Origin of the sequence: Nonomuraea angiospora (genome assembly GCF_014873145.1) — a bacterium.
GTDB lineage: Bacteria > Actinomycetota > Actinomycetes > Streptosporangiales > Streptosporangiaceae > Nonomuraea > Nonomuraea angiospora.
Genome location: NZ_JADBEK010000001.1, coordinates 6,640,999 through 6,665,997, shown reverse-complemented (window position 1 = coordinate 6,665,997; position 24,999 = coordinate 6,640,999). Strand labels below are relative to the sequence as shown.

Annotated in this window: 28 protein-coding genes; 17 read left to right on the top strand and 11 right to left on the bottom strand. The window is 68.5% G+C overall.

All coding sequences use genetic code 11. The annotated features are described in order from the left end of the window. Positions 1 to 230: 230 nt before the first annotated feature. A complete protein-coding gene (locus tag H4W80_RS30050; RefSeq protein ID WP_192788154.1) occupies positions 231 to 827 on the top strand; it encodes a DUF6461 domain-containing protein in 597 nt (198 codons plus the stop codon). A gap of 371 nt (positions 828 to 1,198) precedes the next feature. Here the strand turns inward: H4W80_RS30050 and H4W80_RS30045 are convergent, their stop codons facing one another. From H4W80_RS30045 to H4W80_RS30035, 3 genes are all read right to left on the bottom strand, one after another. Continuing rightward, entirely contained in the window at positions 1,199 to 2,332 is a 1,134-nt protein-coding gene (locus H4W80_RS30045; protein WP_192788153.1) for a serine hydrolase domain-containing protein, read from the bottom strand. A gap of 407 nt (positions 2,333 to 2,739) precedes the next feature. Beyond that, positions 2,740 to 3,186 carry a VOC family protein gene (locus H4W80_RS30040; protein WP_192788152.1) on the bottom strand — a complete coding sequence of 149 codons (447 nt, stop codon included), beginning with the start codon at positions 3,184 to 3,186 and terminating at the stop codon, positions 2,740 to 2,742. 637 nt (positions 3,187 to 3,823) lie between these two features. Then, positions 3,824 to 4,144 (bottom strand): TetR/AcrR family transcriptional regulator, encoded by a 321-nt coding sequence (locus tag H4W80_RS30035; protein ID WP_318787126.1) that lies wholly within the window; start codon positions 4,142 to 4,144, stop codon positions 3,824 to 3,826. A gap of 230 nt (positions 4,145 to 4,374) precedes the next feature. Between H4W80_RS30035 and H4W80_RS30030 the strand changes: the two genes are divergently transcribed. From H4W80_RS30030 to H4W80_RS30015, 4 genes are all read left to right on the top strand, one after another. Then, positions 4,375 to 4,842 (top strand): hypothetical protein, encoded by a 468-nt coding sequence (locus H4W80_RS30030; RefSeq protein WP_192788150.1) that lies wholly within the window; start codon positions 4,375 to 4,377, stop codon positions 4,840 to 4,842. 627 nt (positions 4,843 to 5,469) lie between these two features. Further along, the gene (locus tag H4W80_RS30025) at positions 5,470 to 6,039 is read left to right on the top strand and encodes a zinc-binding dehydrogenase (RefSeq protein ID WP_225963739.1); all 570 of its coding nucleotides are present in this window, start codon (positions 5,470 to 5,472) and stop codon (positions 6,037 to 6,039) included. Continuing rightward, the gene (locus tag H4W80_RS30020; RefSeq protein ID WP_475717270.1) at positions 5,931 to 6,632 is read left to right on the top strand and encodes a DUF6199 family natural product biosynthesis protein; all 702 of its coding nucleotides are present in this window, start codon (positions 5,931 to 5,933) and stop codon (positions 6,630 to 6,632) included. Before H4W80_RS30025 ends, H4W80_RS30020 begins: the two co-directional genes overlap by 109 nt. Positions 6,633 to 6,949: 317 nt before the next feature. Next, positions 6,950 to 7,183, top strand: coding sequence for a hypothetical protein (locus tag H4W80_RS30015; RefSeq protein ID WP_225963737.1), 234 nt, complete (start codon positions 6,950 to 6,952; stop codon positions 7,181 to 7,183). 335 nt (positions 7,184 to 7,518) lie between these two features. Here the strand turns inward: H4W80_RS30015 and H4W80_RS30010 are convergent, their stop codons facing one another. Then, positions 7,519 to 8,010 (bottom strand): hypothetical protein, encoded by a 492-nt coding sequence (locus tag H4W80_RS30010; RefSeq protein WP_192788148.1) that lies wholly within the window; start codon positions 8,008 to 8,010, stop codon positions 7,519 to 7,521. A 30-nt stretch (positions 8,011 to 8,040) separates the two neighbouring features. On the opposite strand from H4W80_RS30010, the gene H4W80_RS30005 reads away from it, so the two are divergent. Further along, positions 8,041 to 8,784: a polysaccharide deacetylase family protein gene (locus tag H4W80_RS30005; protein ID WP_192788147.1), complete on the top strand. Its 744-nt coding sequence runs from the start codon at positions 8,041 to 8,043 to the stop codon at positions 8,782 to 8,784. 179 nt (positions 8,785 to 8,963) lie between these two features. Here H4W80_RS30005 and H4W80_RS30000 read toward each other — a convergent pair whose 3' ends face one another. After that, entirely contained in the window at positions 8,964 to 9,875 is a 912-nt protein-coding gene (locus H4W80_RS30000) for an MBL fold metallo-hydrolase (RefSeq protein WP_225963736.1), read from the bottom strand. Positions 9,876 to 9,988: 113 nt separating this feature from the next. Here H4W80_RS30000 and H4W80_RS29995 point away from each other — a divergent pair, with 113 nt between their 5' ends. Further along, on the top strand, positions 9,989 to 10,597 hold the full coding sequence (locus H4W80_RS29995) for a helix-turn-helix domain-containing protein (protein WP_192788146.1): 609 nt from the start codon (positions 9,989 to 9,991) through the stop codon (positions 10,595 to 10,597). A gap of 214 nt (positions 10,598 to 10,811) precedes the next feature. After that, a complete protein-coding gene (locus H4W80_RS64670; protein ID WP_192788145.1) occupies positions 10,812 to 11,312 on the top strand; it encodes a BTAD domain-containing putative transcriptional regulator in 501 nt (166 codons plus the stop codon). A gap of 34 nt (positions 11,313 to 11,346) precedes the next feature. On the opposite strand, the gene H4W80_RS29985 is transcribed toward H4W80_RS64670, so the two are convergent. Then, the gene (locus H4W80_RS29985; RefSeq protein ID WP_192788144.1) at positions 11,347 to 12,147 is read right to left on the bottom strand and encodes an alpha/beta fold hydrolase; all 801 of its coding nucleotides are present in this window, start codon (positions 12,145 to 12,147) and stop codon (positions 11,347 to 11,349) included. A gap of 50 nt (positions 12,148 to 12,197) precedes the next feature. On the opposite strand from H4W80_RS29985, the gene H4W80_RS29980 reads away from it, so the two are divergent. Together H4W80_RS29980 and H4W80_RS29975 are read left to right on the top strand one after the other, a co-directional pair. Further along, on the top strand, positions 12,198 to 12,809 hold the full coding sequence (locus H4W80_RS29980; protein WP_225963735.1) for a TetR/AcrR family transcriptional regulator C-terminal domain-containing protein: 612 nt from the start codon (positions 12,198 to 12,200) through the stop codon (positions 12,807 to 12,809). Between the two features lie 165 nt (positions 12,810 to 12,974). After that, positions 12,975 to 13,190 carry a hypothetical protein gene (locus tag H4W80_RS29975; RefSeq protein ID WP_192788143.1) on the top strand — a complete coding sequence of 72 codons (216 nt, stop codon included), beginning with the start codon at positions 12,975 to 12,977 and terminating at the stop codon, positions 13,188 to 13,190. A gap of 262 nt (positions 13,191 to 13,452) precedes the next feature. On the opposite strand, the gene H4W80_RS29970 is transcribed toward H4W80_RS29975, so the two are convergent. Continuing rightward, positions 13,453 to 14,154 carry a GntR family transcriptional regulator gene (locus H4W80_RS29970; RefSeq protein ID WP_192788142.1) on the bottom strand — a complete coding sequence of 234 codons (702 nt, stop codon included), beginning with the start codon at positions 14,152 to 14,154 and terminating at the stop codon, positions 13,453 to 13,455. Between the two features lie 91 nt (positions 14,155 to 14,245). On the opposite strand from H4W80_RS29970, the gene H4W80_RS29965 reads away from it, so the two are divergent. The 4 genes from H4W80_RS29965 to H4W80_RS29950 are packed head-to-tail and all read left to right on the top strand — an operon-like array spanning position 14,246 to position 18,741. Beyond that, on the top strand, positions 14,246 to 15,592 hold the full coding sequence (locus H4W80_RS29965; RefSeq protein WP_225963734.1) for an alpha-L-fucosidase: 1,347 nt from the start codon (positions 14,246 to 14,248) through the stop codon (positions 15,590 to 15,592). After that, complete coding sequence (locus H4W80_RS29960; protein WP_192788140.1) at positions 15,579 to 16,922, top strand: ABC transporter substrate-binding protein; 1,344 nt, start codon at positions 15,579 to 15,581, stop codon at positions 16,920 to 16,922. The genes H4W80_RS29965 and H4W80_RS29960 overlap by 14 nt, the downstream gene beginning before the upstream one ends. Continuing rightward, positions 16,922 to 17,845, top strand: coding sequence for a carbohydrate ABC transporter permease (locus tag H4W80_RS29955; protein ID WP_192788139.1), 924 nt, complete (start codon positions 16,922 to 16,924; stop codon positions 17,843 to 17,845). The genes H4W80_RS29960 and H4W80_RS29955 overlap by 1 nt, the downstream gene beginning before the upstream one ends. Further along, the gene (locus tag H4W80_RS29950) at positions 17,842 to 18,741 is read left to right on the top strand and encodes a carbohydrate ABC transporter permease (protein ID WP_192788138.1); all 900 of its coding nucleotides are present in this window, start codon (positions 17,842 to 17,844) and stop codon (positions 18,739 to 18,741) included. Before H4W80_RS29955 ends, H4W80_RS29950 begins: the two co-directional genes overlap by 4 nt. A 66-nt stretch (positions 18,742 to 18,807) precedes the next feature. Here H4W80_RS29950 and H4W80_RS29945 read toward each other — a convergent pair whose 3' ends face one another. After that, positions 18,808 to 19,425 carry a CGNR zinc finger domain-containing protein gene (locus H4W80_RS29945; protein ID WP_192788137.1) on the bottom strand — a complete coding sequence of 206 codons (618 nt, stop codon included), beginning with the start codon at positions 19,423 to 19,425 and terminating at the stop codon, positions 18,808 to 18,810. A gap of 87 nt (positions 19,426 to 19,512) precedes the next feature. Here H4W80_RS29945 and H4W80_RS29940 point away from each other — a divergent pair, with 87 nt between their 5' ends. Continuing rightward, the gene (locus H4W80_RS29940; protein ID WP_192788136.1) at positions 19,513 to 20,262 is read left to right on the top strand and encodes a metallophosphoesterase; all 750 of its coding nucleotides are present in this window, start codon (positions 19,513 to 19,515) and stop codon (positions 20,260 to 20,262) included. Beyond that, positions 20,259 to 20,876 (top strand): LysE family translocator, encoded by a 618-nt coding sequence (locus H4W80_RS29935; RefSeq protein WP_192788135.1) that lies wholly within the window; start codon positions 20,259 to 20,261, stop codon positions 20,874 to 20,876. Before H4W80_RS29940 ends, H4W80_RS29935 begins: the two co-directional genes overlap by 4 nt. Positions 20,877 to 20,915: 39 nt before the next feature. Here H4W80_RS29935 and H4W80_RS29930 read toward each other — a convergent pair whose 3' ends face one another. Then, positions 20,916 to 21,719 carry a hypothetical protein gene (locus tag H4W80_RS29930; protein ID WP_192788134.1) on the bottom strand — a complete coding sequence of 268 codons (804 nt, stop codon included), beginning with the start codon at positions 21,717 to 21,719 and terminating at the stop codon, positions 20,916 to 20,918. Positions 21,720 to 21,832: 113 nt separating this feature from the next. After that, complete coding sequence (locus tag H4W80_RS29925; protein WP_318787125.1) at positions 21,833 to 23,077, bottom strand: MFS transporter; 1,245 nt, start codon at positions 23,075 to 23,077, stop codon at positions 21,833 to 21,835. Between the two features lie 72 nt (positions 23,078 to 23,149). On the opposite strand from H4W80_RS29925, the gene H4W80_RS29920 reads away from it, so the two are divergent. Further along, positions 23,150 to 23,992, top strand: coding sequence for a LysR family transcriptional regulator (locus H4W80_RS29920; protein ID WP_192788133.1), 843 nt, complete (start codon positions 23,150 to 23,152; stop codon positions 23,990 to 23,992). A gap of 43 nt (positions 23,993 to 24,035) precedes the next feature. Here H4W80_RS29920 and H4W80_RS29915 read toward each other — a convergent pair whose 3' ends face one another. Continuing rightward, entirely contained in the window at positions 24,036 to 24,899 is an 864-nt protein-coding gene (locus tag H4W80_RS29915) for a helix-turn-helix transcriptional regulator (RefSeq protein WP_192788132.1), read from the bottom strand. Between the last annotated feature and the right edge of the window lie 100 nt (positions 24,900 to 24,999).

Genomic DNA, 24,999 nt, shown 5'->3' with positions numbered 1-24,999 from the left:
GCAACTGCCCCTGTGCGACTGCAGACCTGCCGGATGGCTCGACGACCCACGCACTGTGCGCTGCCTTGAGGCGATTGTCCGCTGCAGAGTCTTGAAGAGCGCAGTCAGCTCCGCCGTCGTAGGGGTGAGAGACACGGCTCATCCGCTGGGAAGTGAAAGATCATCTGAAGGGCCACGTGATCCCGTCAGATGTCGCGGAATGATGGCGGTTGCCGACAAAGTAGATGGCTATGAACAGCGTGACGGCCGATGACTATCGCTGGCTGGAGGAGTTCGGCTACCGCTTCGACTCCGGCTTCTGCTTCACCTTCGCCAAGGCGCTTGATCCGGAGGACGTGCTGCGCCGCCTGCGGGCGGTGGACGACCCCGACTACATCGGCCCGGGCGGCATCGAGGTGGACACTGCATCGGGGGGATCCGTCATGATCGAATGGGGTGGCTACGCGGGCATCATGCGAGACGTCGTTCGCGATCTATCGGCCGGTGCGATCATCGCCAGCGTCAAACGCAACATCAACTGGCATGCCACGTTCCTCTATGTCGTCGACGGCCAGGTACGCGCCAGGTTCGATCCCATGTACTGGGGTAACAGTCCCACCCGTCACCCGGACGATCAACTGCTCAACGGTGAATATCTCGACATGATCCCCGGCTACCAGGATCCCGGCGACGGGTTCATCGATCGTCATCTCGAAGCCGCGCTCGCCTTTGCCGAGCGCCGTACCGGCGTTCGTCTTGAACGTCGGCATCTGCAGTCAATGCCGGTGTACGCGTCCATCGCGCACTACTACTCGCCTGAGCACGGCGGAGCACCGGAACTTGCCTGACATCCACCCGCTTGGCACTTCTCGCTCGGGCGGTGCAGAACTGCTTCGGCAGAGTTCGGGAAACGATCACATGGCGCACGGGAAGCGATCAAGGCGCCTGTCGTGCCGTCTCGCCGATGGGTGCCACAGAGGTGTCGCCATGGAACGGCTGCCAGCGGGTGAGCCCCGGCTGTTCCGAAGACGGCGTGATCATCTTGCCATCGGGGATGGAGACGTAGGCGGGGGTGGGTAGCGTGCCGTCCCACAGAGTGCGCGCGAAGGCGGGGAGATCGGCGGCCGTGCAGTAGGCCACGCGATGTGGGCCGGCGAATGAAGGAGGCCGGCGGTGAAGTCGACCCGGGGGCCGGACGGCTGGGTTGCGGCTGGAGTGATCACTTCGCGGGGCAGAACAGCGATTTGAGGGCGTTGGTGATGCGCGACGGTACGGTGCTGCGCTCGTCGTTGTCCATGGCCAGGGTCAGGGAAACGGCGAACTGCAGACGGCCGTCGGAGGAGGTGATGGTCGCGGCGGTGAAGCCGGGGGCGCTGCCTCCGCCCCCGGCGGCGAACTCGGGGTTGCCGGCGCACGGGCCGCCCGCAGGCGGCGGCGTCTGGCCGGGCGGCGGGTCGGTGATCAGCTTGCTCAGGGACGCCGGCAGGAGCTTGTTCTGGCGGAAGGCGCGCTGGAAGACGCTCATCTCGCGCGTGGTGGAGATCACGCCGCCGGCACCGAGCATGCTGGTGGCGTTCATCATCTTGTCGACATCGCGCATCGTGCCCGTCTCGTCCGGGGCGTAGCCGTGCCCGTGCGGGCCCTTGATACCCTGGCCCGCCTTCGTGGGCAGGTAGGTATGGCGCATGCCGAGCGGGGCGAAGAGCCTGCGGTTGAGTTCGGCCGCCAGTGACCTTCCGGACAGTTTCTCGATGATCATGCCGAGCAGGATGTAGTTGCTGTTGGAGTAGTTGAAGGTCCCGACTTCCACGGGCCGGGCGTTCTTGCGTGAGGCCGCCAGCAGGTCGGTCGGGCGATAGTTACGCGTGGGGTCGGAGGTGTCCGGGCCGATGTAGTCAGGGATGCCCGAGGTCAGCTGGATCAGGTTGCGTACCGTGATCTCGTCGGCCCGCTCCACCAGGTCCTTCTCCGCCACCTCGGGCAGGACCTCGCTAAGTTTGTCGTCCACGCTCAGCTTGCCTTCCCTGACCAGTTGCAGGACCGCGGTGGCGGTCATGGCCTTGGTCTGCGAGCCGATCCAGTAGCGGGCGCTCGCCGGGATCGTGCCGCCCTTGCCGTCGAGCAGGCGGGAGCCGGCTGAGCCCTTCCCGACCCGCTTGCCGTCCACGTACACCTCGCCGATGGCTCCCACCACGTGGCCCGTCTTCACCAAGTCTTCCATCGCCTTCTGCACATCCCCGACCTTGACGGGGGCGGCAGCTGTCGAGGCGGTGGCGGGCGGGGCCGCGCTCAAGACCAGCGCCGCGCACGCCAGCGAGGCTGCGCCAGTGAACGTCGCTCGACGCAGAATCATGAAGTCTCCCGCTTCCAGGTTCGAATACTCGGCTGTCGAGCCACAAGTTCTAACGAGGGCGGTGTTTCCTCGGCGTTTCCGTGCAGGGCCAGGTGGCTCTGCACGGAGCCCAGAGCACAGGCGCGGACCTTGGCCTCCGCTCCCGCACTCTGGGAAACGATCAGCGCTACGCCGGGACGCGAACTTCTCGACCGTTCTTCCGGCCCAGGTCGGGGCTATTCGTGAACACCCCACCAGGGGCCGTTCTTGAAACGGCTGGACTGGGGCGTTCACGAGTGTCTTGGAGCTGTGGTGCAGCGGATATCCGGAAGATCGCTTCCCGCACTCAGGGTGATCGTTTCCCAGGCTGCGCTGTCAGTGCATGCCTCATCGGTTCGAAAGGGGCGAGTTAGGAGACATCGCTGCTTCTACGCCTCCTCGATGGGAGGCATGGAAAGTCCACCCGGTTGCCAGGTCTGCAGAAACGCGGCTTGCTGCCTCATATCGACGAGTTCGATGTCCGCCCCTATGGAGTCAAGGCGGTGGTAGGCGAACTGACGGCCGTAGGGGCAGCCGGAGAAGGATTCGGGGAAGCCGGCGGTAGCGAGTCTCTCCGCTCCGGCTACGAGGTCAGATGTCCAGAACCCGAGGTGATGAAAGCGAGGTCGGCTTGTGTCGCCCCACGGGCCGCCGGGCGCGGCCTCGATGAGTTCGATAAAGGCAGGACCGTCGGTGGAGAAGACGATGCGATAGTCCCAGTCCCCGATGCGTCCGTCACGGGGGTCATGCCAGGTGACCGCTGCGGCGCTGGAGAGATCCCTCATCGCTGCTTGCAGATCAGGGACGGTGAAGCAGACGTGGTAATAGGCGGACATCGCGTTCTTGATGCTCCAAGTCGAAGAGGACGAAGACGAAGCAGACTTACCCGTTCTCAAACCCGCACGCGACTTCCCGCCGACCGCGAGGCCGGCCGGAGTCGGTGCATCTCCACTGAGCCGAGCTGCGAGTTGGTTCAGGGGGACGCTTGTCCGCTGTCGGGGACCACGAGACGGTCCAGCACATAGCCACATCGAGCCATGGCTGGGTAGGGCGGAGTTGCCGGTGGTGCTCACTCAGGTTGGCAGTCGGCGACCCAAGGACGACATCACCCCTGTCACCGGGCACGGACGTGACACCACAGAGCGAGCGGACGCTCGGCCCGCTCCCCCGCCCGGCCACCATGCGGCGCAGGGCAGCCCGGCAACGACACCACCGCCGGCACCCCGACACGGCACCTGTCGCGGCCGCTGCTCAACTCGCCGCACGCCGACCCGAGTGCCCGGCAACCCGAGTCCCCGGGTCCGGGTGACGTCACCTGCCGCGGCCGCCGGAGAGCCGGCACCCCACCGCGGCGGGCGCGGAAGGCCATCGCGTACATGCGTGATCGGTTGAGTGAGCCGGTGCGTCTGGCGGAACTGGCCGTGGAAGCGCGGCTGAGCCCGTATCACAGACCCGGAAGTCGTCGGCGAAGGTTCAGACGCCGCGTGACGATCGGGGCGAAGGCCTGCTCGGCAAGGTCCAACACAAACCCGGAGCGGCGACGGCCGCCTTCAGGCGAGGGGCGAGCTCGCGATTCATCGGGCCCCTCGCGCTGGAGGCGCGCTCGAGGCCGGCAGCGATCGCCTCGAGCGGGCTGGCGTTACGGAGCGTCTGTGCGATCTCCTCGGTCAGCAGCCGACTCGGCGTCTCCTGTCCGGCAACCAGCAGCTCGCGCTTATCGGGGAAGTGCCGGAAGAAAGTGCTTTTGGTGACCCCGGCGCGCTCGGCGATCTGCCCGACCGTCGTGGCGTTCACACGAACGCCGGGCCCGCCCCCGACCGCCCCGGCCAATACCTTCACCTGAGCTGCGCTTTCAGCGGTATTTCAGCGTCGCTTCAACCTCATTGGGGACAGTTGCCTCAGCGCCCCGATTCGGGAGGGGAGTAGAACCCGTCTGGGCGCGACGGAGAAGTCAATGTCGGTCAATATGCTGCTGCGCTGAGTTATGTGGCCTGGCTGCCAGATGACCATCAGAGAGGACCGAAGTGCGATTCGCGAGGAAACACATCCTGTCAAGCTCGGCAGTAATAGCGCTTGCCGCCGGAATCTCGATCGGTCTCGAATCCACAGCGGGCGCCGCAGCCTTGTACGCGAAGACCGGTACAAGTGTCAGCCACAGCTATGTGTTCTCCAATGTCGACTCCGGCGATATGCGGTGTTTTGGCCCCGAGCTCGATATCACCGACGCCGTAGTGTGCTACCGCTACGACCGGAACGCAACGTACGTACAGAGCAAAAAGGCCAGCGGCAATTTCAAGCTAGGGCAACACGCAGCGGGCGGCAACACCTGGCGCTGCCGTAACAACTACGCGAACAGCTCCGGCACCGGAACGTGGGTGGAATGCAAGTGGAGCACGAAGCCGGCAGCTGGGGCTTGCGCCGTTCTGCGGGTCGGGCATGGGCAGAGCGACTGGTATGTGGTGAGCAAAGGCTCTTTCACGATGTGCTTCTAAGCCTGGAACTCGGCGGGTAGCCGGGACGCATTGCCGCGCCCCGGCCCCTTCAGAACCATGCGTGCCACTCGGTCGCGGCACACGGCTCAGGCAAGCCCGGGAGGGTGGTTCAGGGTTGTTGCGCTGGTCTCCTGCCGTGGCGGGCGAAGAACCCGCGATGGCAGGAGCAGGACATTCTCATAGAACCAGAGCTGGTCGTGGGGCCGGTAGGTGAGGCTCGGCCGGGACAGTAGCTCCCGCAGGACGTTCCGCACATTGGCGTCTGATGCCCGCCCCGTCTTCCAGCGGGTAACGAGCTCCAGGGCGTTCTTCAGTTCTTCGGGCGTGTCCTCTGTGGCGTCGTCGTCCGGCAGGACGGGGGAGCACCCCGGCCAGCGTGGTGGCGGTGATGCCGGCGTTCGACCAGGCCTGGATCCGGACGTCGATCTTCTCGGCCGCGGATCAGGGGAAGAGAGGTCGTGAGATCGCCCATCGCCAGGTGCGCACGGCCGGCCTCGTACATGGCGAGCGATAGTTTGTCCTGATCCGCGTGAATCGAGGGGGAGGCCAGAGCCTCCGGCACCAGAACAGCCGGTCGGCCTGCTCGTTCAGCCCGCGCCCCCTGCCAGCGTCACCGCCCTGCAGGCGATGCGACGGCTGGGACCGGTGCTCGGCCGCCGGGTGCTGGTCACCGGCGCATCGGGCGGCGTCGGACGATTCGCCGTGCAACTGGCCGCGCGGGCAGGCGCGCACGTGATCGCCTCCGTGGGCAGTCCTGAACGTGCCGAGGGGCTGCAGGCCCTGGGCGCCGGCGAAATCCTCGCCGGTACGGCCAAGCCCGCCGAACCCGTCTTCGGCGTACTCGACAACGTAGGCGGCAACCTGCTGGCCGAGGTATTCGGGGCCCTGGAAGACGGCGGCATTGCCCTGTCCATCGGATGGGCATCCTGCGAGCCGACCATCCTCGACTTCGAGGAAGAACGGATGAAAGGCGTTCTCAAGCGTCTCGAACCCTTCACCGAGAGTTCTTCAGGTACGTATGGCACGTCTGGGTCAGCAGTCGCTGTCTCGGGGTGCTGGTATATCTGGCCGAGATTTCCCGCTTTCAGATGGACCGATCGGCGCAGTGGAGAACTGGGGCGCGGGTTGTGTGCGTTCTTGGGGCTGATTGCGGCGGCGGATTCTTGGCGTGTCTCGGGAGGCGGGTGCGGCCTATGACTAACTGGTCCTGGATGATGGTCATTCTGGCGGTATTCTTTGTTCCCCTGGTGATCAGCCCGAGGTGGGTCTGGGGGCTCACTGCCTGGATGTACCGCAACCCGGAGGCGAACGAGCCGAGCGAGGCGGCTCACATGGTCACTCGGGTGGTCGCGATCGTCATGCTGGTCGTCTTCCTGCCGCTCTTCGGCAACCAGCACGTCAGCGAGACCGCCCCGAACCGGAGAGCCGAGCCCGTGTCCAGGGCGCTGGACGGTGGCTTCTTCCGGGCCTACTGGGCTGAGGAGGGCGGGAGGAAGCTCACGCTCGTCTATGAGCCACCGTCAGGTTGTCGCCGTTTCGGCCCCGCTGAGGTGTACGAGACCGGGCAGCATGTGCGCGTCAGGCTCACCTACGAACGCGCGTCGGGAGATCCGGCGCTCAGCGAGTGCCCGGGGGGAACGAGAGCAGAGGTCCTCCACCTGGACGCGCCGCTCGGCCTGCGGAAGGTGGTGATCGTCGACGACGTGCAGTCGCGCGAGCTCGACAAGTGTGACGCCAATGTGCGGCTGTCGAGGCTGTGTATGTCAGCTGTTGATGACTATGACGGCTGAGCCGCGCCCTCAGGCAGAAGCTCAAAATACGACTGCGGCCAGATCATCGGCGGCGCCGCCCCGGACGCCGCGACCCTGCGCCGCGCCCGTGGACGGGTGGTGCAACGCGCCCTCAGTGGCATCCTCATCGGAGAAGCCGGCGTCTGCAGTCGCCGAGGTGGCGAGGCCACGTGGGGCCCCACGCCGCACTGCGACGCCTCATCGCAACGGCCCATCGCCGATCGATCGCATCTCCACACGCTCGGATACTTTCGCGCCGGACCCCACCGTGCTCGGCATGCCGGGGTCTACTTGCCTGACGTGCCTTAACGGCCGCCATGCGGCTGACCAGCAAGTTCGTTCGACAACCCCAGATAACCAAGGCCGCTCCCTTCGGACCGGATCTCGCCTACCTGATCCACCTGCTGGAGAAAGGAGAACTCGATCCGCAGATCGGCTGGCGCGGCCCCTGGGAACGGGTGGATGAGGCGATAGATGCCCTCCTTGGCCGCCGTGTTCCAGGCAAGGCCGTACTCGACCTCATTCTCCGGGGTCCGACCGATTCCATGTAGACCTGGGAAACGATCAACGTCCTCGTGGGAAGCGATCTTCCCAGCCCCATCTCAACCGCAGGTCACACCCACTCGTGAACACCCCACCCAGGGCCGTTCTTGAGACGGCTGGACTGAAGTTGACGGGATCCCGTCTGATCATCGCCATCGGGCGGGGGATCTTGTCGGTTCGGGAGTTTCCGAATCGGGTTCGTCCTGGTTTGGGGATCGCGGAGCAGGTGTCCGGGGAGGCCCGGGTGATGTCAGGCCGCTGGTGGAGGACCGCGTTCGCGTCGCTGGGCATAACGATGCCGGCTCCGGGTTGGGTGCTGCGACAAGGTGATCTGAATTGTGCGTTATGGGGCGGGTGGTGGCCTGCCGCGGCCCGTGAGCGGTGTGCGGTCGGTGTGCTGCTCTGCTGGGATCTCGGGGATGTCGGCGGATGTGTCGGGCTCGTCTGGGGGCTGGTGGGTGTGGCGCCACTGGTCGAGGAAGTGGTCGTTGGCGACGGTGACGAGCAAGGCGACCAGGATGGTCTGGGTGACGCGGCCGTGGGCGAGCCGGCTCTTCGGGTCGCCGAGATGAAGATGATGTTCCTTGACCCTGCCGTTGAGGCCCTCGGTATTGGCCCGGACGGACTTGTAGGTTCCGATCCAGGCACGACTGAGGTATGCCACGTCCTGGCGGAACTTGTCCTTGGCACCGAGGTCGTCGGGGTGCAGGGTGATGGTGGTCTGCGCGCAGATGTGCGCTGGGTCGCCGTTGCCCCTGGAGGGCCGGAGGGGTTCGTCGGCGGGCAGGAGGACGACGGCCACGTGAAGTTCCGGCTCCACACGCCGCTTCGACACGGCGGCCCGGTCATGGTTCCATGACCTTCCATGATCGCCCACTCGTCCGGCAAGAGGAGCTCCCCGGCGACCCCGCGCCGCAGATGGCGGATCGTGCTCCCGGCTGTCATGGCGGTGCTCCTGCTGGCCGCCTTCGCCCTCTACCGGCTGGCCAACGCCCGCACCTTCCAGCTGGCCGGACAGCTCACCGCCCGGGTCGAGACCTCGGAGAAGGTCGTCGCCCTCACCTTCGACGACGGTCCGGACGAACACACCCAGGAGATCCTCGACCTCCTCCAGAAGGAGAAGGTGCGCGCCACCTTCTTTGTCGTGGGCTCCCACTTGCAGGCGCGGCCCCAGGACGGCAGAGCGCTCGTGACGGCCGGGCACGAACTGGCCAACCACACCTACACCCACCGCCGGATGGTGTTCGTCGCCCCCGGCACCGTCGCCGACGAGATCGAGCGGACCGACGCCCTCATCCGGACCGCCGGCCAGCGGGGCACCATCTACTTCCGGCCTCCGACGGGCAAGAAGCTGTTGACACTCCCCCTCTACCTCGCCGACCACGACCGGCACACCATCATGTGGGACATCGAGCCCGACTCGGGCCGCACCCCGACCCCCGCCGAGCTCGTGACCGAGGTCCGTGCCCAGGCCAGGCCGGGCTCGATCATCCTGCTCCACCCCTGGTACGCCAGCGGCGCGAACACCCGCGCGGCGATCGGACAGCTCATCGCCGCCCTGCGCGGCGATGGCTACCGCTTCGTCACTGTCTCCGAGCTGCTCGGCTGAGCCCCACGTCGTCGTCCGGGCCGTGAACCCCGCCTCCGCTCACGCCGCCGTCCGACCTTCCGGCGAGCGCATGCTGGAGGGGAAGCGCTCCTTCATGGGCGCCTACTGCCAGCGCACCAAGCGCAGGCGAGCCGGGCAGGGTAACTGGCGGTTGGTCCGCTACTGCGACGACTTCGTCGTCATGGTGTTCGGGACAACCGAACGGGCAGGGATGCTGCGCGAGCAGATCGCAGAAGTTCTTGCTCGGCTTGGCCTGTGCCTGGCGGTGGACAAGACCCGTGTGGTGGTGCGAGGTACTCCAGCGCATAACCGCCGCCGGAGGCGGTTACGCGGGCGATGCCGGGTGAGTCGAGGTGGGCGCCGGCTACGAAGTGGTGTGGCTGGGTCAGTTGTTCGAGGAGCGCCGCTCGCGCGGCGCGGGCCTGGGACTGGTTGCCGTCGAGCTCCCAGGACACGTTCGGCTGATCGAATTGGAGCGTGGGAACGTGAACGGTGTCGCCCCAGACGAGAAGGTGGCCGGCGCCGCTCCTGACCTCGTAGACGGTGTGACCGGGTGTGTGGCCCGGTGTCGGGATCGCGGTGGTCCAGTCGTTGATCGCGACCTTCTCCGACACGGGTACGACCCGGTCGCGGATCGGCTCGAGCCGCCCCGTGAACACCGAGGTGTCGCCCGCGCCGATCCACACGCGCTCGAGTTTGGTGAACGCCTCTGAACCGTCCGGCGCGATCAGGCCGCTCACGTGGTCTTCGTGCTTGTGGGTGATGGCCACATCGGTGACATGCGTGCGGTCGATTCCCGCTTCGTCGAGCGCGTCGTAGATCAATCCCATGGTGGGGTCGTGCCAGGCGTTGGACGCGCCGGTGTCGATGAGAACCGACCGCGTGCCGTCGGTGACGAAGAAGGCGTTGACCGACAGCCGCAAGTTGTCGCCGGCCAGCGGGACGGCGGCCGGCAGCTCATCGAGCGGGCGCCCATCCTCGTCGCGGAGCCGTGTCGGCGGCATGTCGATGTACCCGTCTCGCAACGAGATCACCTGCAGATCGCCGAATTCGAACGTGGCATGGTGCCGGCCACTCGAGATGAAACGCATGGAACCTCCGTCGCGTTGGGCGCACATCGCCCGTCTCCAATAGAAGACTCTGTCTTCTTTAGGAGAAACTCTACACTGTGGGCGAGCGAGGTACTCATCGATCGAGGAGCACGGTGGTCAAGCAAGACGCAAACGCGGCCGAACCCCAGCACGGAGACGATCTGGCCGGCGCGTTCGGCGGTAACGTGCGGCGACGCCGCGAGGAGGCGGGCCTGACGCTGGAGCAGCTCTCCACACGGTCGTCGGTCAGCCGGGCGATGCTGTCCAAGGTCGAACGCGGTGAGAAGAGCCCGACGATCGGCGTCGCGTCCAGGATCGCCCACGCGCTCGACGCGTCACTCTCGGACCTGATCGGTGCGCCCGCTGCTGCCGCGTCTGGTGTGGCCATTGTCATGCGCAAGAACGATCGCCCTGTTTTCCATGACCCGGAAACCGGCTTCGAGCGGCACATGGTGTCAGCGGCGCCGGGCGCGGGAGGAGCCGAGATGGTCGTCCACTACCTTCCCGCGCAGGTGTCTACCGGGCTGCTGCCCGCCTATCCGCCGGGTACGGAGAAACAACTCGTAGTGCTCGAAGGCACCCTCACCGTCGCGATCGGCGGGATCAGCGAGACCCTGAACACAGGCGACTCCCTGTTCTTCCAGGCCGACGCGGACCACGGCTTCGCCAACCGGACGAACGCTCCCTGCGAATACATCATGGTCATCTCACGCAGAACCTGATCGGCCGCAGTTTGCGGTACCAGCCTGCCCTGCAACACACGGACCCGTCCCGGTACGGGCAGGACGTTGAAGTCGTAGCCCTCGCTGTGCGGGGTCAGCGGGCGGGTGTTGCCAGGGGCGCGTCCTCCCACAGCTCGTCGATCAGCGTGCCGAGCGGGAGCTGCGGACCCGTTCCGCCGGCTACTCCCTGCTCGTCCCGCCGAGCGCGACCGACGTGGAGGAGTTCGAACGGCTGGTCGCCCGGGCCCGCGAGACGCTCGTCGGAGGCCGGCCCGATCAGGCCCGACAGATGGCCAGGCAGGCGTTGCGGTTGTGGCGGGGGCAGGCGTTCGCCGACGGTGGCGGACCTGCGGGCCGCCGGCCACGCGGCGGCCTTCCTGGCCGTCCAGCGGCTGCGCTGGCGACTCGCGCTCCCCCTTCACCTGTACGCCAAGATCGCCGGTCAGCCCAAGCCGGTCTACTGCGACCTGGACAGCCCGCTGCTGGTGCGCTCGCTGACCGGCGCCGTAATCCTGCGCTGTCGCACGTGTCGCGGATGGCCTCGCTCGATCGGTGGTGGCTGTCTTCGACGGTGCGGACGCCACGCTACCGGCGAGCGCCGACGTTCCTGATCGGCGTTGTGCCGCTCGGTCGGGAGACGGCACAGAATCGCGAGGGGCCTGGGTCCAATAAGGAGATGAGAGACACGTCAACGACGGCCTGCCGAGCGCGGTGAAGAGCATGGCCCGGGTTGGGGTCAGCCGGTGGGGTCAGCCGGTGGTTGTGGCGGTGAAGGACTCGATGGCGGCGGCGACCTTGGCGGGTGCGGCCGCGTGGGCGCTGTGTCCCTGGCCGTGCAGCACCACGCGTTCGGCGCGGGGCAGTGCGCGAGCCAGCGCATCCAGGCGTTCGCTCAGGTGTCCGGGGCTGCGGTCGCCGCCGAGCAGTAATACCGGGGTGTCGATCCCGGCGTAGGCGTCGAGGCGGACGCCGAGCCGGTCCATTGCCTCGTTGTCGTCGATCTGGTGGGGGACGAGCAGGCGCAGTCGCGGGCTGAGAGCGACGAACAGGCCGCTGAGGAAGGCCACCCAAGCCGGCAGCCGCACGGTGTCGCGGATGAATATCCGCAGCGCCCGGCCGGGTCGACCGGCCGCGATGGCCTGCCGTGCGCGGATGTTGATCTCGCCGCCGGGGCCACCGAGCGGGGGCCCGATCACGACCGGTGGCTCGTAGAGGACGGCGCCCGTGAAGGTGCCGGGCGCGGCGACCAGTGACTCCAGGGCGACCACCGCGCCGGAGGAGTGGCCGACGAGCAGAACCGGGGTGCCGATCTTTCGTGCTGCCGCGAGCACGTGCTGGACCTCCTGCGAGATCGTCGCGGGGCTGGGCAGGTCTTGGCGGTACTGGCGTCGGTGCAGGCGTACGACCCGGTGGCTCCGCGTCAGCAGGGCTGCCACTTTGCCCCAGGAGCGGCCGTCGTCCAGCCCTGGGTGGAGGATCAGCAGGGCCGGCCCCTGTCCCTCGTCGATGGCACGGACCTGGGTGCCGTCAGATGCCGTGGTGATGAGCATGGCGACCTCCTTAGCAGCGCTAAGGCTAGCTTAGCGCTGCTAAGGTGGCAATGATGAGCGACCGCGGACGGGCCGGGCTGACCCGGCAGACGATGATCGACGCCGCGCTGCGGCTGCTGGAGGAGGTCGGCCTGGATGGGCTGACGGTCCGCCGACTCGCCGCGCAGCTAGGTGTCCAGTCGCCTGCGCTCTACTGGCACATCCGCACCAAGCAGGAGCTCTTGGACGGCATGGCCGACGCGATCGTGCAGTCCGCGGGCATGGGGCCACCGCGGCAGGGGGAAACCTGGCAGGAGTGGCTGGCCCGGCGCGCCCGCGCCTACCGGGCCTCGCTGCTCGCCCACCGAGACGGCGCCCGCATCGTGGCCGGCGCGGCGACGCTGAGCCCGAATACCGTGCGGATGTTCGAGGCGGAGCTGGCCGCGATGACCGCCTGCGGATTCACCCCCGTGCTCGCGGTGCGCACGATCAGCACCCTCACCCACTACATCACCGGGTTCGTCCTCCAGGAGCAGGCCACCCGCCCCACAGCACAACCGATGGAAGAGCCCGTACCGACCCTGGCGGCGGCCCTGCGCGAGGGCGGCAGCCCGCTCAGCGAGGACGCCTTCGAGCACGGCCTGCATGCGATCATCGCCGGGACGACCGCCGCCCTGGCGTGAGGGCGCCAAATAGGCGCGGTGAACACGCTGCCGGGCATGGTGAAGCCGGCGGCGGGCACGCGCTGCGGCAGTGTGGGCTCAGGTAGGGCAGTCCCGGCCGAACTTGTCCAGGGTGCAGGCAGATGATCTGCTGCGATTGATCCTGGTGTCGGGCAAGATCGCCCTGTGGGCCTGACACGCAACCGCCGCGCTCTGCTCTTCAGCGGGGCGATCGGGTCGTGGATGTCGGGTCGAGGGTCGGGCCGGCGGGGGCGGGTGTCCTGGATGTTCGTCCCGCTCGCACGGGTGCTGGGCACCGTGCTGCTCGTCAAGACCGACGCGCCGGAGGGAAGGTATGAGCACTTCACGGGCCCCTGGTACATCTGGTCCGACGGCCCCTGAACCTCAGGTGATGGATGACCTCCCGGTTCCTCGCCGACGTGTGCCGCACGCAGAGCGCTGTCAGTGCCCGGCCGGAAGGCGCGCCGCGCGCCCGAGGCGACGACGTGATCCCAGCGCGGCGCGCGTGCCTCCTCGGTGCGGACTGCCGTGATGAGACCGATCATCACGTAGGCATGGAGTTCGGCGACCTTCAGCAGTGCTCGGCCTGTTGCCGGGCGAGTGCCTTGCGCTCAAGACGCCACGCTCTCGCGGACCTGCCGGGTCAAGCTCTGTAGGCGCTCGTCAGGCGTGACCGCGACGCCTCCAGGTGGGCGGTCATGGCGCTCGCCGCCGCCTCGGGATCCTTGCGGCGGATGGCATCGAGCACCGCGCGGTGCTCATCGGCGGCGTGAGTGGCGATCCCGTGGCGGAAGTAGAGGCGGTAGCCATGGGTGTGCGCGCGGAACCTGCGCAGCGTGTCGGCGATGAGCGGGCTGCGACTGGCCTCGGCGATCGCGTTGTGAAACAGGGCGTCCAGTTCCGCGAAGCCGCGGTACGCCTCGTAGGTGTCGCCGAGCAGCGGTGACATCATCTGCTCCAGCGCCTCCCGCATGACGTTCACCTCGGCGTCGGTGGCGTACCGTGCGGCACGCGCGGCAGCCGACGGTTCGAGGAGCAGGCGAACGTCGTACAGGTCGTCAAGGGCGGCCCGGTCGAGCAGGGGAGCCACCAGGTAGCCGGCGTTCGGCCGGCGGACGACGAGCCCCTCTGACTCGCAGCGCGCGAGCGCTTCGCGGACCGGCGTCTGCGACACGTCCAGTTCGCGGGCGAGCCCGTCGATGGACAGCTTGGTCCCGGGCTCCAGGTCGTGATCCATGAGCCTGGCCTTCAGGGCCTGGAAGACCGATTCGCGGACGCTGACCTTGGCAGGCTCGTCGGAACCCGAGCCGCCGGATGCGCCTGTCACCTGCGCTGAGTCACTCATCGCCCCTCCATCCCAGGCCGCCGCGGACATCTGGGTTCCGGACAACTTCGCCACTCATGGTTGACACGTGCCCGAAACGCCCTGCATTCTCATGCAATCGTATCGTATCCGATCTGAGCGAGCCCGCTCGACGCAGAAGGATGAGCTCGTGACCCTTCCCGACTGGTTCTGCGACGCGGGTTTCGGCCTGTTCGTGCACTGGGACCATGCGAGTCAGCAAGGCGTGGAGATCGGCTGGCCACTGGTCGGCCATTCGATCCTTCCGGGCCGGACAGAACCCGAAGCAGACATGACGATCACGCAGTACCAGTCGAGTGCGGCCACGTTCGACCCGCGGCGCTGGGACCCGCGAGGCGTGGCTCGGCTCGCCCGCGACGCCGGTGCCCGCTACGTGGTCTTCACCGTCCGCCATCACGCCGGGTACTCGATGTACCACACGAGGCAGTCGGAGTTCTCCATCGCGGCGTCGCCGTACGGACGTGACATCACCCGGGAGTTCTTCGACGCGTTGCGCGCGGAGGGCCTGCGCGTCGGGGTCTACTACTCGCTGCTCGACTGGAGCCATCCCGACTACCCGGCGTTCACCGACGCCGATCGCCCCTACCCGCACGACCGTTACCGTCGGCCCGCACCTGAGCAGTGGGCTCGATATCTCGGCTACGTCAAGGGGCAGCTCACCGAACTGCTCACCGAGTACGGGACCATCGACCTGCTGTGGTTCGACGGGGAGTGGGAACGCACCGCGGAGGAGTGGCACGCTGCCGAGCTCCGCGAGCTGATCAAATCCCTGCAGCCGGATGTGATCATCAATGACCGGCTGCCGGGCCAGGGCGACTACGCGACACCGGAGCAGGGCATGCCGCGCCGGCCCCCGGGCGGACCGTGGGAGCTGTGTCTCACCATGAGCGAGAGCTGGGCCTACCGGCCCGACGACCTCGACTACAAGAGCCCGCGGCTGCTCGCCTCCTACCTGAGCGAGGTCGTCTCCCGGGGCGGCAACCTCCTGCTCAACATCGGGCCGCGGGGTGACGGGTCGCTGGTGCCGACCGAGGTCGCCACGCTCAAGCAGCTCGGCAGCTGGCTCGCCGGTCACGGCGAGAGCATTGTCGGGGCCGCACCCGCGCCGGAACGCCTCGACTTCCACGGCCCGGCCACGCAGCGCGGCAACAACATCTACCTCCACCTGGTGCTGCGGCCGCAGGACGTGCTCATCGTCAGGAACGTTCCCATCGGCTCGGTCGTCGGCGTTCGCCTGCTCGGCACCGAGCAACCGCTGCAGTACAGCGTCAACGAGGAAGTACACAAGGCCAACGGCGCGGACGACGAGCCGCTCGGCGAACTGTTCATCTCGGTGCCACCGCCGACCGGCGCGCTCATCGACGTCATCGCCATTGAGCTGTCAGCTCCCTGGAAGGACGGGGCCCATGCGACTCTCTAGAACTCTCAGGCCGGCACTCGCAGGCGTCCTGCTGGCGGCCGTCAGCGTCGCGTGCGGCACCGGCACCGGACCAGGCGGCGGTGACGGCAAGTCGCTCCGGGTCCAGATCCCCACGGGTCCGCTGGCCGGCGCCATGGAGCAGGTCGGCAAGGACTTCGAAAAGGCCAACCCGGGCACGGTGGTCACCTTCGAGGGCGTCGACTCCGGCAGCTCCCGCGGTCCCAACGTGGCGCTGCTCAGCTCGACCGGCACCCCGGACATCGGCTACCTCCAGCGCAGCACGGGTGTCTGGTCGGCGTTGCTGAAGAACAAGCAGCTCACCCCGCTGGACGACGTCTGGAAGGCCGCGGGCCTGGCGGACAAGTACTCCAAGAGCCAGGTCGACTACTACACGACCGACGGGCACCACTACGGCGTCCTCTATGAGCAACTGCTGATCAACCCCGTCTACTACAACAAGGCGGCCTTCGCGAAGGCCGGCATCCCCGACCCGCCCGACCACCAGGTCGCCTCCGTCGCCGACTTCGAATCCATGGTGGGCAAGGTCAAGGCCGCAGGTTACGAGGGATTCGGCGTGGGGGGTTCGAGCCCGTACGACCTGGGGCACACCCTGGACGCGCTGCTGCCCACCGCGGTGCCGGCCGACGACTACGACGCCATGCTCACGAACTTCAAGCCCGGGTCTCCCACGGACGTCAAGTACACCGACCCCGGCTTCGTGAAGGTGCTCCAGACGATCCAGGACTGGCAGAAGAAGGGCATCTACCAGAACGGGATGCTCGGCATGGACACCGACCAGGCCCAGGGGCTGTTCACCAGCGGAAGACTCGCGATGCTGCAGGGCGGCAACTACACCTACGCGAGCCTGAAGGAGGCGAAGCCGTCGTTCGAGATGGGCTGGTTCCTGCTGCCCCCGCTCACCCCGGGCCGCAAGACGCCGTTCGACGCCTTCAACGGTGACACCCTGGTGGTCCCGGCCAAGGCGGCGAACCCGGATCTGGCCAAGAAGTTCCTTCAGTTCTTCATGACCGACAAGTACCAGGTCAGCGTCATCGCAGCCACCGGCTCGCTCCCCGTGTTCAGCTCGATCCCAGCGTCGAGCCTGTCGAACCTCGGTGACCTGGTGCAGCAGCAGCTGGAGCTGTCACGGTCCGTCGGATTGGTCAACATTTGGGACTCCACCGTGCCGTCCACCCTCGGACAGGCGTTCTCGGTGCCGGTGTTGCAGAAGCTCGTGGCAGGCAAGCTGACCCCGCAGCAGGCGGCGCAGCAGTACCAGTCCGCGCTGGAGGACCTGCAGTCCGGCAAGGTGTCGGGGGCGTCGGACTGATGACCGCCGACAACGCCGTTCCGGCGACGGCCGCCACGGCGCGGCCGCCTCGCCGGAGGCCACGGATCTTCCCGATCGCGATGATGGTCCCGGCATTGGTGCTGCTGCTCGTGCTCGTCGCCTACCCGATCGCCGGATCCGTGCGCATCAGCCTCGGCTCCTGGGACGGCATCGGCGCGGTCGTCTATCACGGCCTGGACAACTACCGGCGCCTCCTGCACGATTCGCTGGTCTGGCAGTCCATCGGGACCAGCCTGCAGTTCTTCGTCGGGACCGTGGTGTTCACGGTGACCTTCGGCTGTCTCCTGGCCAACGCGATCAGCCGGAAGGTGCCCGGCGCCCGGATCTTCAAGGTCGTCTGGTTCCTGCCGGTGATCATCCCGGTCAGCATCGCGGGCATCTTCTGGTCGAACGCGTTCCAGCCCACGACCGGTGTGGTCAACTCGGTGCTCGGCCTGCTCGGGCTCGGAGACGGGCACGCCTGGCTGGCGTCGTCCTCGACGGCACTGTACGCGGCGATCTTCGCCGCGGTGTGGACGCAGACCGGGTACGCGATGCTCATCCTGCTGGGCGCGATGGAGGCCATCCCCCAGGAGGTGCACGAGGCGGCCACGCTCGACGGCGTCGGAGCGGCCGGACGGCTGTTCCGGATCACCTTGCCGAACATCGTGCCGATGCTGGGCACGATCACGACGTTGACCTCCGTGTTCTCCTTCAACGCCTTCGGTATCATCTACGCGATGACCCGGGGCGGTCCGGGCAACGCCACGAGCATCCTCCCGGTGCTGGTCTACAAGCAGTCCTTCGTCGACCAGGACTACGGCTACGGCTCGGCCACCGCGGTCGTCACGACGCTGATCGTCGCCGTCATCGGGATCATGGTCATGCGGATCTTCCGTCAGCAGACCCTGGACGCGCGATGAGGGCCCCGCGCACTCCGAGCCGGACGCGGCCGTCCGTACGGCGTAGCGGGCGGCGATCGGGCTGGCGGCGTGGGCCGCTCTGGTACGTCGGCTACGCGCTCCTGCTGGTCTGGACGGCGATCACGGTCGTGCCGTTCGTGTCGATGCTGCTGCTGTCGCTCCACCCGACCAGCGACATCTACGCCCACCCGCTGGGCCTGGGCGGCCAGTGGGTGCTGTCGAACTACGCCGACGCCTGGCGGGGCGTGGTCGGTGGCGCGCCGCTGTCGACGTACATCATCAACAGCGTGCTGGTGGCACTCTGCAGCCTGGCCATCGGCGTGACCTGCGGCAGTCTCGCCGGCTACGGTCTGGCCCGCGCGACCAGAGGCCTGTCGAACGCGGTCAGCCGCGTCATGGTCCTCGCCCTGAGCGTCCCGCTGGTCGTCGCGCTGATTCCGACGTTCGAGCTGCTGGGCAGGTATCAGATGCTCAACAGCGTGCCGGGCATCTCGCTGGTCTACGCGGCGTTCATGACGCCCACCATCGCCCTCATCATGCGTTCGGTGTTCGCCGCCGTACCGAGGGAGCTGCTCGAAGCAGCCAAGATCGACGGTTACGGGGAGCTGGCCGCGCTGCTCCGCGTGGTCCTGCCGATCAGCAAGGGCGGTTTCGTCTCGGTCACGCTGCTCGGGCTCATCTTCGTGTGGAGCGAGGTCCAGTTCGGAGTGGTCCTGCTGACCCGCCCGCAGAACCGCACGCTGTCGGTCGGCCTGCTCTCCTTCCAGGGCCAGTTCGTCAGCGACCAGGGTGCCTTCTTCGCCGGTCTCGTCATCGCGACGTTCCCGATCGTGATCCTCTTCCTGATCTTCCAGCGTTACATCACGAGCGGTATCACCCTGGGCGCGCTCAAGTGAGACGGCCGGGTGGGAGCAGTCCAAGGAGAACGATCGTGCCGTCGGAGTAATCCGGGAGGCCCTTTCTCAGGACCCGGACAGGTCCCGGGCGGTCGTGGCGTTGTGACGCTGGTAGTGGCGTGCCGCCCGGGCCCGGTTGCCGCAGGACGGCTTGCACCACTCCTGCCGCCCGTGGCTCTTGACGAAGTAGCGTACGCAGCGCGGCGCGTTACAGGCCCGCAACTGCTCACGCTGCGGACCGCTCAGGAAATCGATGGCGGCCCGCGCCAGGCCGGCGATCAGCCGGACGTCAGCGTCGTGCTCGGCCGACAACACTGCCGTACGAGGTGTCCCGCCCTCGGGCCAGTCAAGTTGCGGGACGATCGCCTCGCGGGCAGCCGCCGCGTTGAGGTGCGCCAGTGCCTGCTCGGCGGGCATCAGGTGATGGGCGTCGGCCCGGCTGGGCGGCGCCGGGCTGACCGCCTGCGCGAACAGCGCCCGCACGGCCCGGCGCAACTCGACGATCTCGCCCCTGAGCTCCTCGCCCATCGTGAGCCCCGCAAGGTCGACGTGGCCGGCCAGCAACTCGGCCTGCTGGTGGATCCAGCGGGTCGCGCTCTGCAGGGTCGCCAGGTCGTCGGCGACACCGCCGTTGCCGTCGTGACGGATCGTGCTCGCCAGTTCCAGGGCCGGCCAGCGCTCCACTCGAACCTCCCGGTTGCCTACGTCCCCTCCATACCTTATGGTCCTAACGCTAAATCTCATTTAACCATTAGATCGGGAGATCGGACGATGACGTTGCTGCTGGCCCAGATCAGCGACCTGCACCTCGACGGCACCGACAGGGCGACCAGGCGCGCCACCCGGGTCATGGACTATCTGAGGGCCCTGCCCCGCCCGGTCGACGCCCTGTTGGTCACGGGTGACATCGCCGATCACGGGGAGGAGGCCGAGTACGAGCAGGCCGCCGAGATCCTGACCGCCCCCTTCCCGGTGCTCACGTGCCCTGGTAATCACGACGTCCGCCCCGCGTACCGCAAGGCACTGCTGCGGCAGCCACCCGGCCCCGGCCCTGTCAACCAGGTGCACCACATCGCCGGCACCGCCATCCTGATGTGCGACGCCACCATCCCCGGCCGTGACGAGGGCCGCCTGGACTCCGAAACCCTCGCCTGGATGCACACCACCCTCGACGGGCTCGCCCCGGACACGCCCGCGCTGATCGCCTTCCACCAGCCGCCCGTCGAACTCCACCACCCGTTGCCCGACTCCGGGCGGCTGCAAGAGCCCGACGCCCTGGCCGCGCTGCTCCACGCCCACCCGCAAGTCGTCGCCGTGCTCACCGGCCACGCTCACACCGCGGCCGCCTCCACCTTCGCCGGCCGCCCGCTGATCGTCGGACCGGCTGTCACCTGGACCCTGCGCCTGCCGTGGGAGGGCGACCAGCCCGCCGACCGCGAGCAACCGCCCGGCCTCGCCTTCCACATCCTGGACGACGACCTCCGCCTCACCACCCACTACCGCGTCGTGCTCCCGGCATGATCCACCCGTACGCCGTCGCCGCGTTCCTGCTGGCGATCCTGCCGATCATCGCCACTCCGGGCGCCAGCCTGACCCTGCTGATCCAGCACGTCACGACCGACGGCCGGCGCCGGGCTCTCCCCGTCATCCTCGGTACGGTCAGCGGCTTGTACGCGCACGCGACCCTGGCCATCGCCGGCCTGTCGGCGCTCGTCATGCACTCCAGCCAGGCCTTCGCCGTCGTCAAACTCCTCGGCGCGGCCTACCTCGTCGGCCTGGGCCTGTGGACCTGGCGCTCCACCACCCTGCCCCCGCCTCCCACGCTCAGGGAACAGCCGAAACGGACCGGCTCCGTCTACAGCCAGGCCCTGCTCGCGAACGTACTCAACCCGAAGGCCGCCTCCATCTACCTGACCCTGGTCCCGCAGTTCGTCCAGTCCGGCCGTTCCATCGGCGGGCAGATCCTCACCCTGGCCACCGCCCACGCCCTGCTGATGGCGGTGTGGCTGCTGACCTGGACGACGCTCATTCACCGAGGGGCGCACTTCGTGCGCAAGGCCCGCTTCAAGCGTGCGGTTGGCAAGGTGACGGCGGTGGTGCTCGTCATCCTCGGCGTCCGGGCCGCCGCCACGTAGGCGACCTCGGTGGTCACCAAAACGCTGGCTCCACGACCGTCAAGCCTGTCCGAACTCGGTGCAGTGTGCAATCGTCGCGTCGTCCGCAGCTACCGCGAGATGTGCCTCGGCCTGCCGGACACGGCGAATGATCTCGTCCGGTCCGCTCGACGCCAGGACGGCCATGACCCCTGGCCAGTCGGTGAGCCCGAACCGGTCCACGACGCCGCTGGCGCCATTGCTGAGGAGAACGGCGCCGACCTCGGTCAGCTCGGAGATCGGACAGCTTCCGGTGATGGCCTCGTCCGCCGCCCGCGGGTCGTCCTTGGCCACCCAGAAGCCGCCCGGCCGGTTCCGGTTCGAGCGTAGGTCGCTGAGGATCCGGTGGTACTCGTCGCTCCCTTCGGCGGCGGTCGCCAGCGCGCGCTCGTACGAGCGGCTGATCACGATCTCCCGGGGGTCGGAGACGACGAGCGGCGCGCTGTCCGCCTTGTCGAGCACGACGTACGCGTCGCCGAGCACCAGGTACTCGACGAGGCCATGGGACAGGCGCAGGATGGCCACCGCGGCCGACGGGCTTGTGCGGCCGGCGACGTCGCAGGTGTCCCGATGATCGTCCGTCACCTGCTCGATGGCATCGGCGAGCACTGCCGGAAGGCCGCGGTCCTGTGCGAGTGACAAAAGACCGAGGAGGCTGCCTCCTAAACGGCTGGCATACCAGGCCACGCCGTGCCGGCAGATCGATTCCGTGCCGGGGATGCCGGCACCGTCGACCAACACGGCCGCCGTCGGCAGGGCCCCGGTGAAGTCCTCGTTCGCCCGGTCGGCCCGCCCCGCCGCGACGCTCGCCATGGCCACCCGCATGTCCCACCGCCGATCAAAGCGTCCACGACGACCATCGCCGCCCGCTTGAAACGTACACACCTCAGCCCTTGATCAATATCCGGAGCCCGAGCAGTCCGACCGCCCCGGCACGCTCACCGCGCCTGGGGGGTCGGCGCGACGGCGTCGCAGGGCTCGAGTGCCTGCGATGAGGACGACGCAGACGACGCAGACGGCGCGGCGGCCGGTGACCGGCGCGAGAGCAGGTATCCCGTCAGCGCGGCGAGCAGGCCGGCCAGACCGGCCGCCGCGAAGCCGCCCGCCGGCGCGGACGCGTCGATCGCCATTCCCACGACCGGGGAGCCGAGCGCGAACCCCGTGCTCGCCACCGAGGACTGCAGGCCGGTCGCCTCACCTCGCACACCGGCCGGCGTCAGCCGGCTCACCGCGTCGGAGACCGTGGAAAGGGTCGGTGCGGTGAGCAGCCCGGCACCGATGACGGCCGCACACAGCCAGGGCCAGTCATGGGCGAGTCCGGCCGGGATCGTCACCAGCCCGAGCAGGCCGAGCAGCAGCCAGGTGGGCATCGGCCGGGGCAGCGCTCCGTACACCAGACCGCCCGCGACGGATGTCACCCCGAACACGGCGACGACCACGGCCGCCCACGAGAGCTGGCCGGCTTCTTGAAGCGTGGCGACGATGGCCAGGTCGACGCCGCTGAGCAGCATCGCGACGCCGAACCCCATCGTCAGAACGGCGACCATGCGCGCTCCCAGCCACTCCCGGCGCCGGGGCCGCCCCGCTGCCTCGCCGTCCACCTCGTCCTCGGCCCGCAGCGGCGGGTTGAGCAGGGCGATCCCTGCCCCGCCGGCGACGATCGCGACGCCCACTCCCCATGCCGCCACGCCGGGAGACACCTTCGCCGCGCACAGGATCACCACCGCCGGCCCCACCATGTACGACAGCTCGCCCGCCACCGACTCCAGCGCGAACGCCGCCCGCCGCTGCCCTGCCGTCGTCATCGCGGCGATCGCCTGCCTGGTAACCGATTGGACCGGCACCATCAGCAGACCGGCGGCGAAGGAGGCGCCCAGCAAGATCACGTACGGCAGCATGGGCACGGTCAGCCAGAACACGAGCTGCGCCGCAACCGTGGCCGGCAGGACGGTACGCAGGCCCCGCCGGTCGATCAGCCGCCCCAGCAGCGGCCCGCCCAGCGCGACACCGGCGGTGAGCGCCGCCACCACGGCTCCCGCCGCCGCGTAACTCAGGTCGAGGGCGACGACGACGTACATCGTCAACGCCATCGCGTCCGCCGTGATCGCGGTACGAGCGAGCAGCGAGATGCCGAGCAGTGGCGTCATCCCCGGCACCGCGAGCACCTGCCGAAATCTGATCACTGGTTTGACGCTAGATGACCCGTTATGCCATAGGAAGTCATCAATTCGTTGGACCGGACATAATCAACGCTTATGGCACGTGATCTCGAGACCGCGCTGCTGCGGTCGTTCGTCACCACCGTGCGAGCGGGCAGCATCAGCCGTGCGGCGGCGGCGCTCGGCCGCACCCAGCCCGCGCTCAGCCAGCAGTTGCGCAAGCTCGAGAGGGCCGTCGGCAGTCCGCTGCTGCACCGGGCGCCGTCCGGCGTCTCGCTGACCCGGGCGGGCGAGGAGCTGCTGCCCTACGCCGAGCGCATTCTCGCGCTGTCGGCACAGGCGCTCGCCGAAACGGGACGTGCGCTCACCGGGCACTGCGGGGTGGGACTCCTCGAAGACCTCGCCGCTTCCCGCCTTCCTCAGGCGCTCGCCGACCTCGCACGGCTGCACCCCGACGCGACGCTGGAGGTGCTCAGTCTCTCCAACGCGGCGATGCGGGAGGCCTACGACAGGGGCCGGGTCCAACTCGTGCTCGACGAGGCCGCGGTTCTTCCGTGGCCCCCGCGCTGGACGGTGCGTCTGCCGCTGGTCTGGGCGGTCGGGCAGGGTGTCGCCACCGACGCCGATCCGCTGCCGGTGGTGCTGTTCTCGAACGCGTGCGCCTGGCGAACGTCGGTGCTGGAAACGATGGAAGGCGCAGGGCGTCCCTGGCGGGTGGCGTTCGAAAGCAACAGCCTCGCCGGAGTGCTCGCCGCGCTACGGGCCGGGCTCGGAGTCGCGGCGCTCCTGCCCGCCAACCTCGAGCCGGCCATGGCCTGCCACGACGCGGCCGCGCTGCCTGCTCTGCCGGACGTCGAACTCGGCCTTGCCCGCCACCCCGGCACCGAGGGTGACGCGCTCATCGACGCCGTGGAGACCGCCCTACGGCGGATGCTCTGAGCCGCACCCCTTCCTGCGCAAGCCCTGGCGAGGAGGAACGGCATCATGTAGTTGGTTCATTGACGGGGGCGCCCGTGGGGAACTCCTCGATGCCGAGCACCAGCAGCAGCTCCAGCCGCTCGCGGGTCTCGGCGTCCGCCGGGGTGAGCACCAGCAAGCGCTGACCCTCATCGGGGGTGACCAGGGTCTCGCAGTTCATCAGCAGGCGGCCCACCCGCGCGTGCAGCAGGGTCTTGCGGTCGATGCGCCGTACCGCCACCTCGTGCTCGGCCCACAGCCGCCGGAAGTCGGCGCTCGCGGCCCGCAGGCGGTCGACGAGCCCGGCCACTTCGGGGTCGCCGGGGCGGCGGCCGGCGGTCGCGCGCAGGTCGGCCACGAACTGACGGGCCCGATGTTCCTGCTCCTCGGGCGGGCAGACGGCGCGCATGGCGGGCTCGGTGAACCAGCGGTGGACGACGTAGCGCCGGTCGCCGGACAAGCCGGTGTGGTCGCCCGTCAGCAGGACGGCCGCGCGGTTCTGGGCGAGGATCTCGCCCAGGTCGGACAGCACCAGGGCCGGGGTGTCGCCGAGCAGTTCGAGCATGCGGATCAGGCCGGCGCGGGCCAGGCGGGTCACCCCGTCGGCGGGCTGCGGCCGGTGGCCGGCCAGGTGGAACAGGTGCTCGCGCTCGTCGTCGGACAGGCGCAACGCCCGGGCCAGCGCGCCGAGCAGCTGGGTCGAGGGCTGGCTGCTGCGGCCCTGTTCGAGGCGTACGACATAGTCCACCGACATGCCGGCGAGCATCGCCACCTCTTCCCGGCGCAGGCCGGTCGTGCGGCGGCGAGGGCCGTCGGCCAGGCCCACCTCGGCCGGTCGGATGCCCTCGCGGCGGCGGCGCAGGAAGTCGGCGAGCTGGTCACGCTGCATGGCCCCATACTGCCTCGCGGCCGGCGAGCCGAGCCAGGGAGCGGCTCTCCCACGATGAACGCTCCGCTCCCGCCCGCCCCGGTCCGGGCGCAGGGTTGGG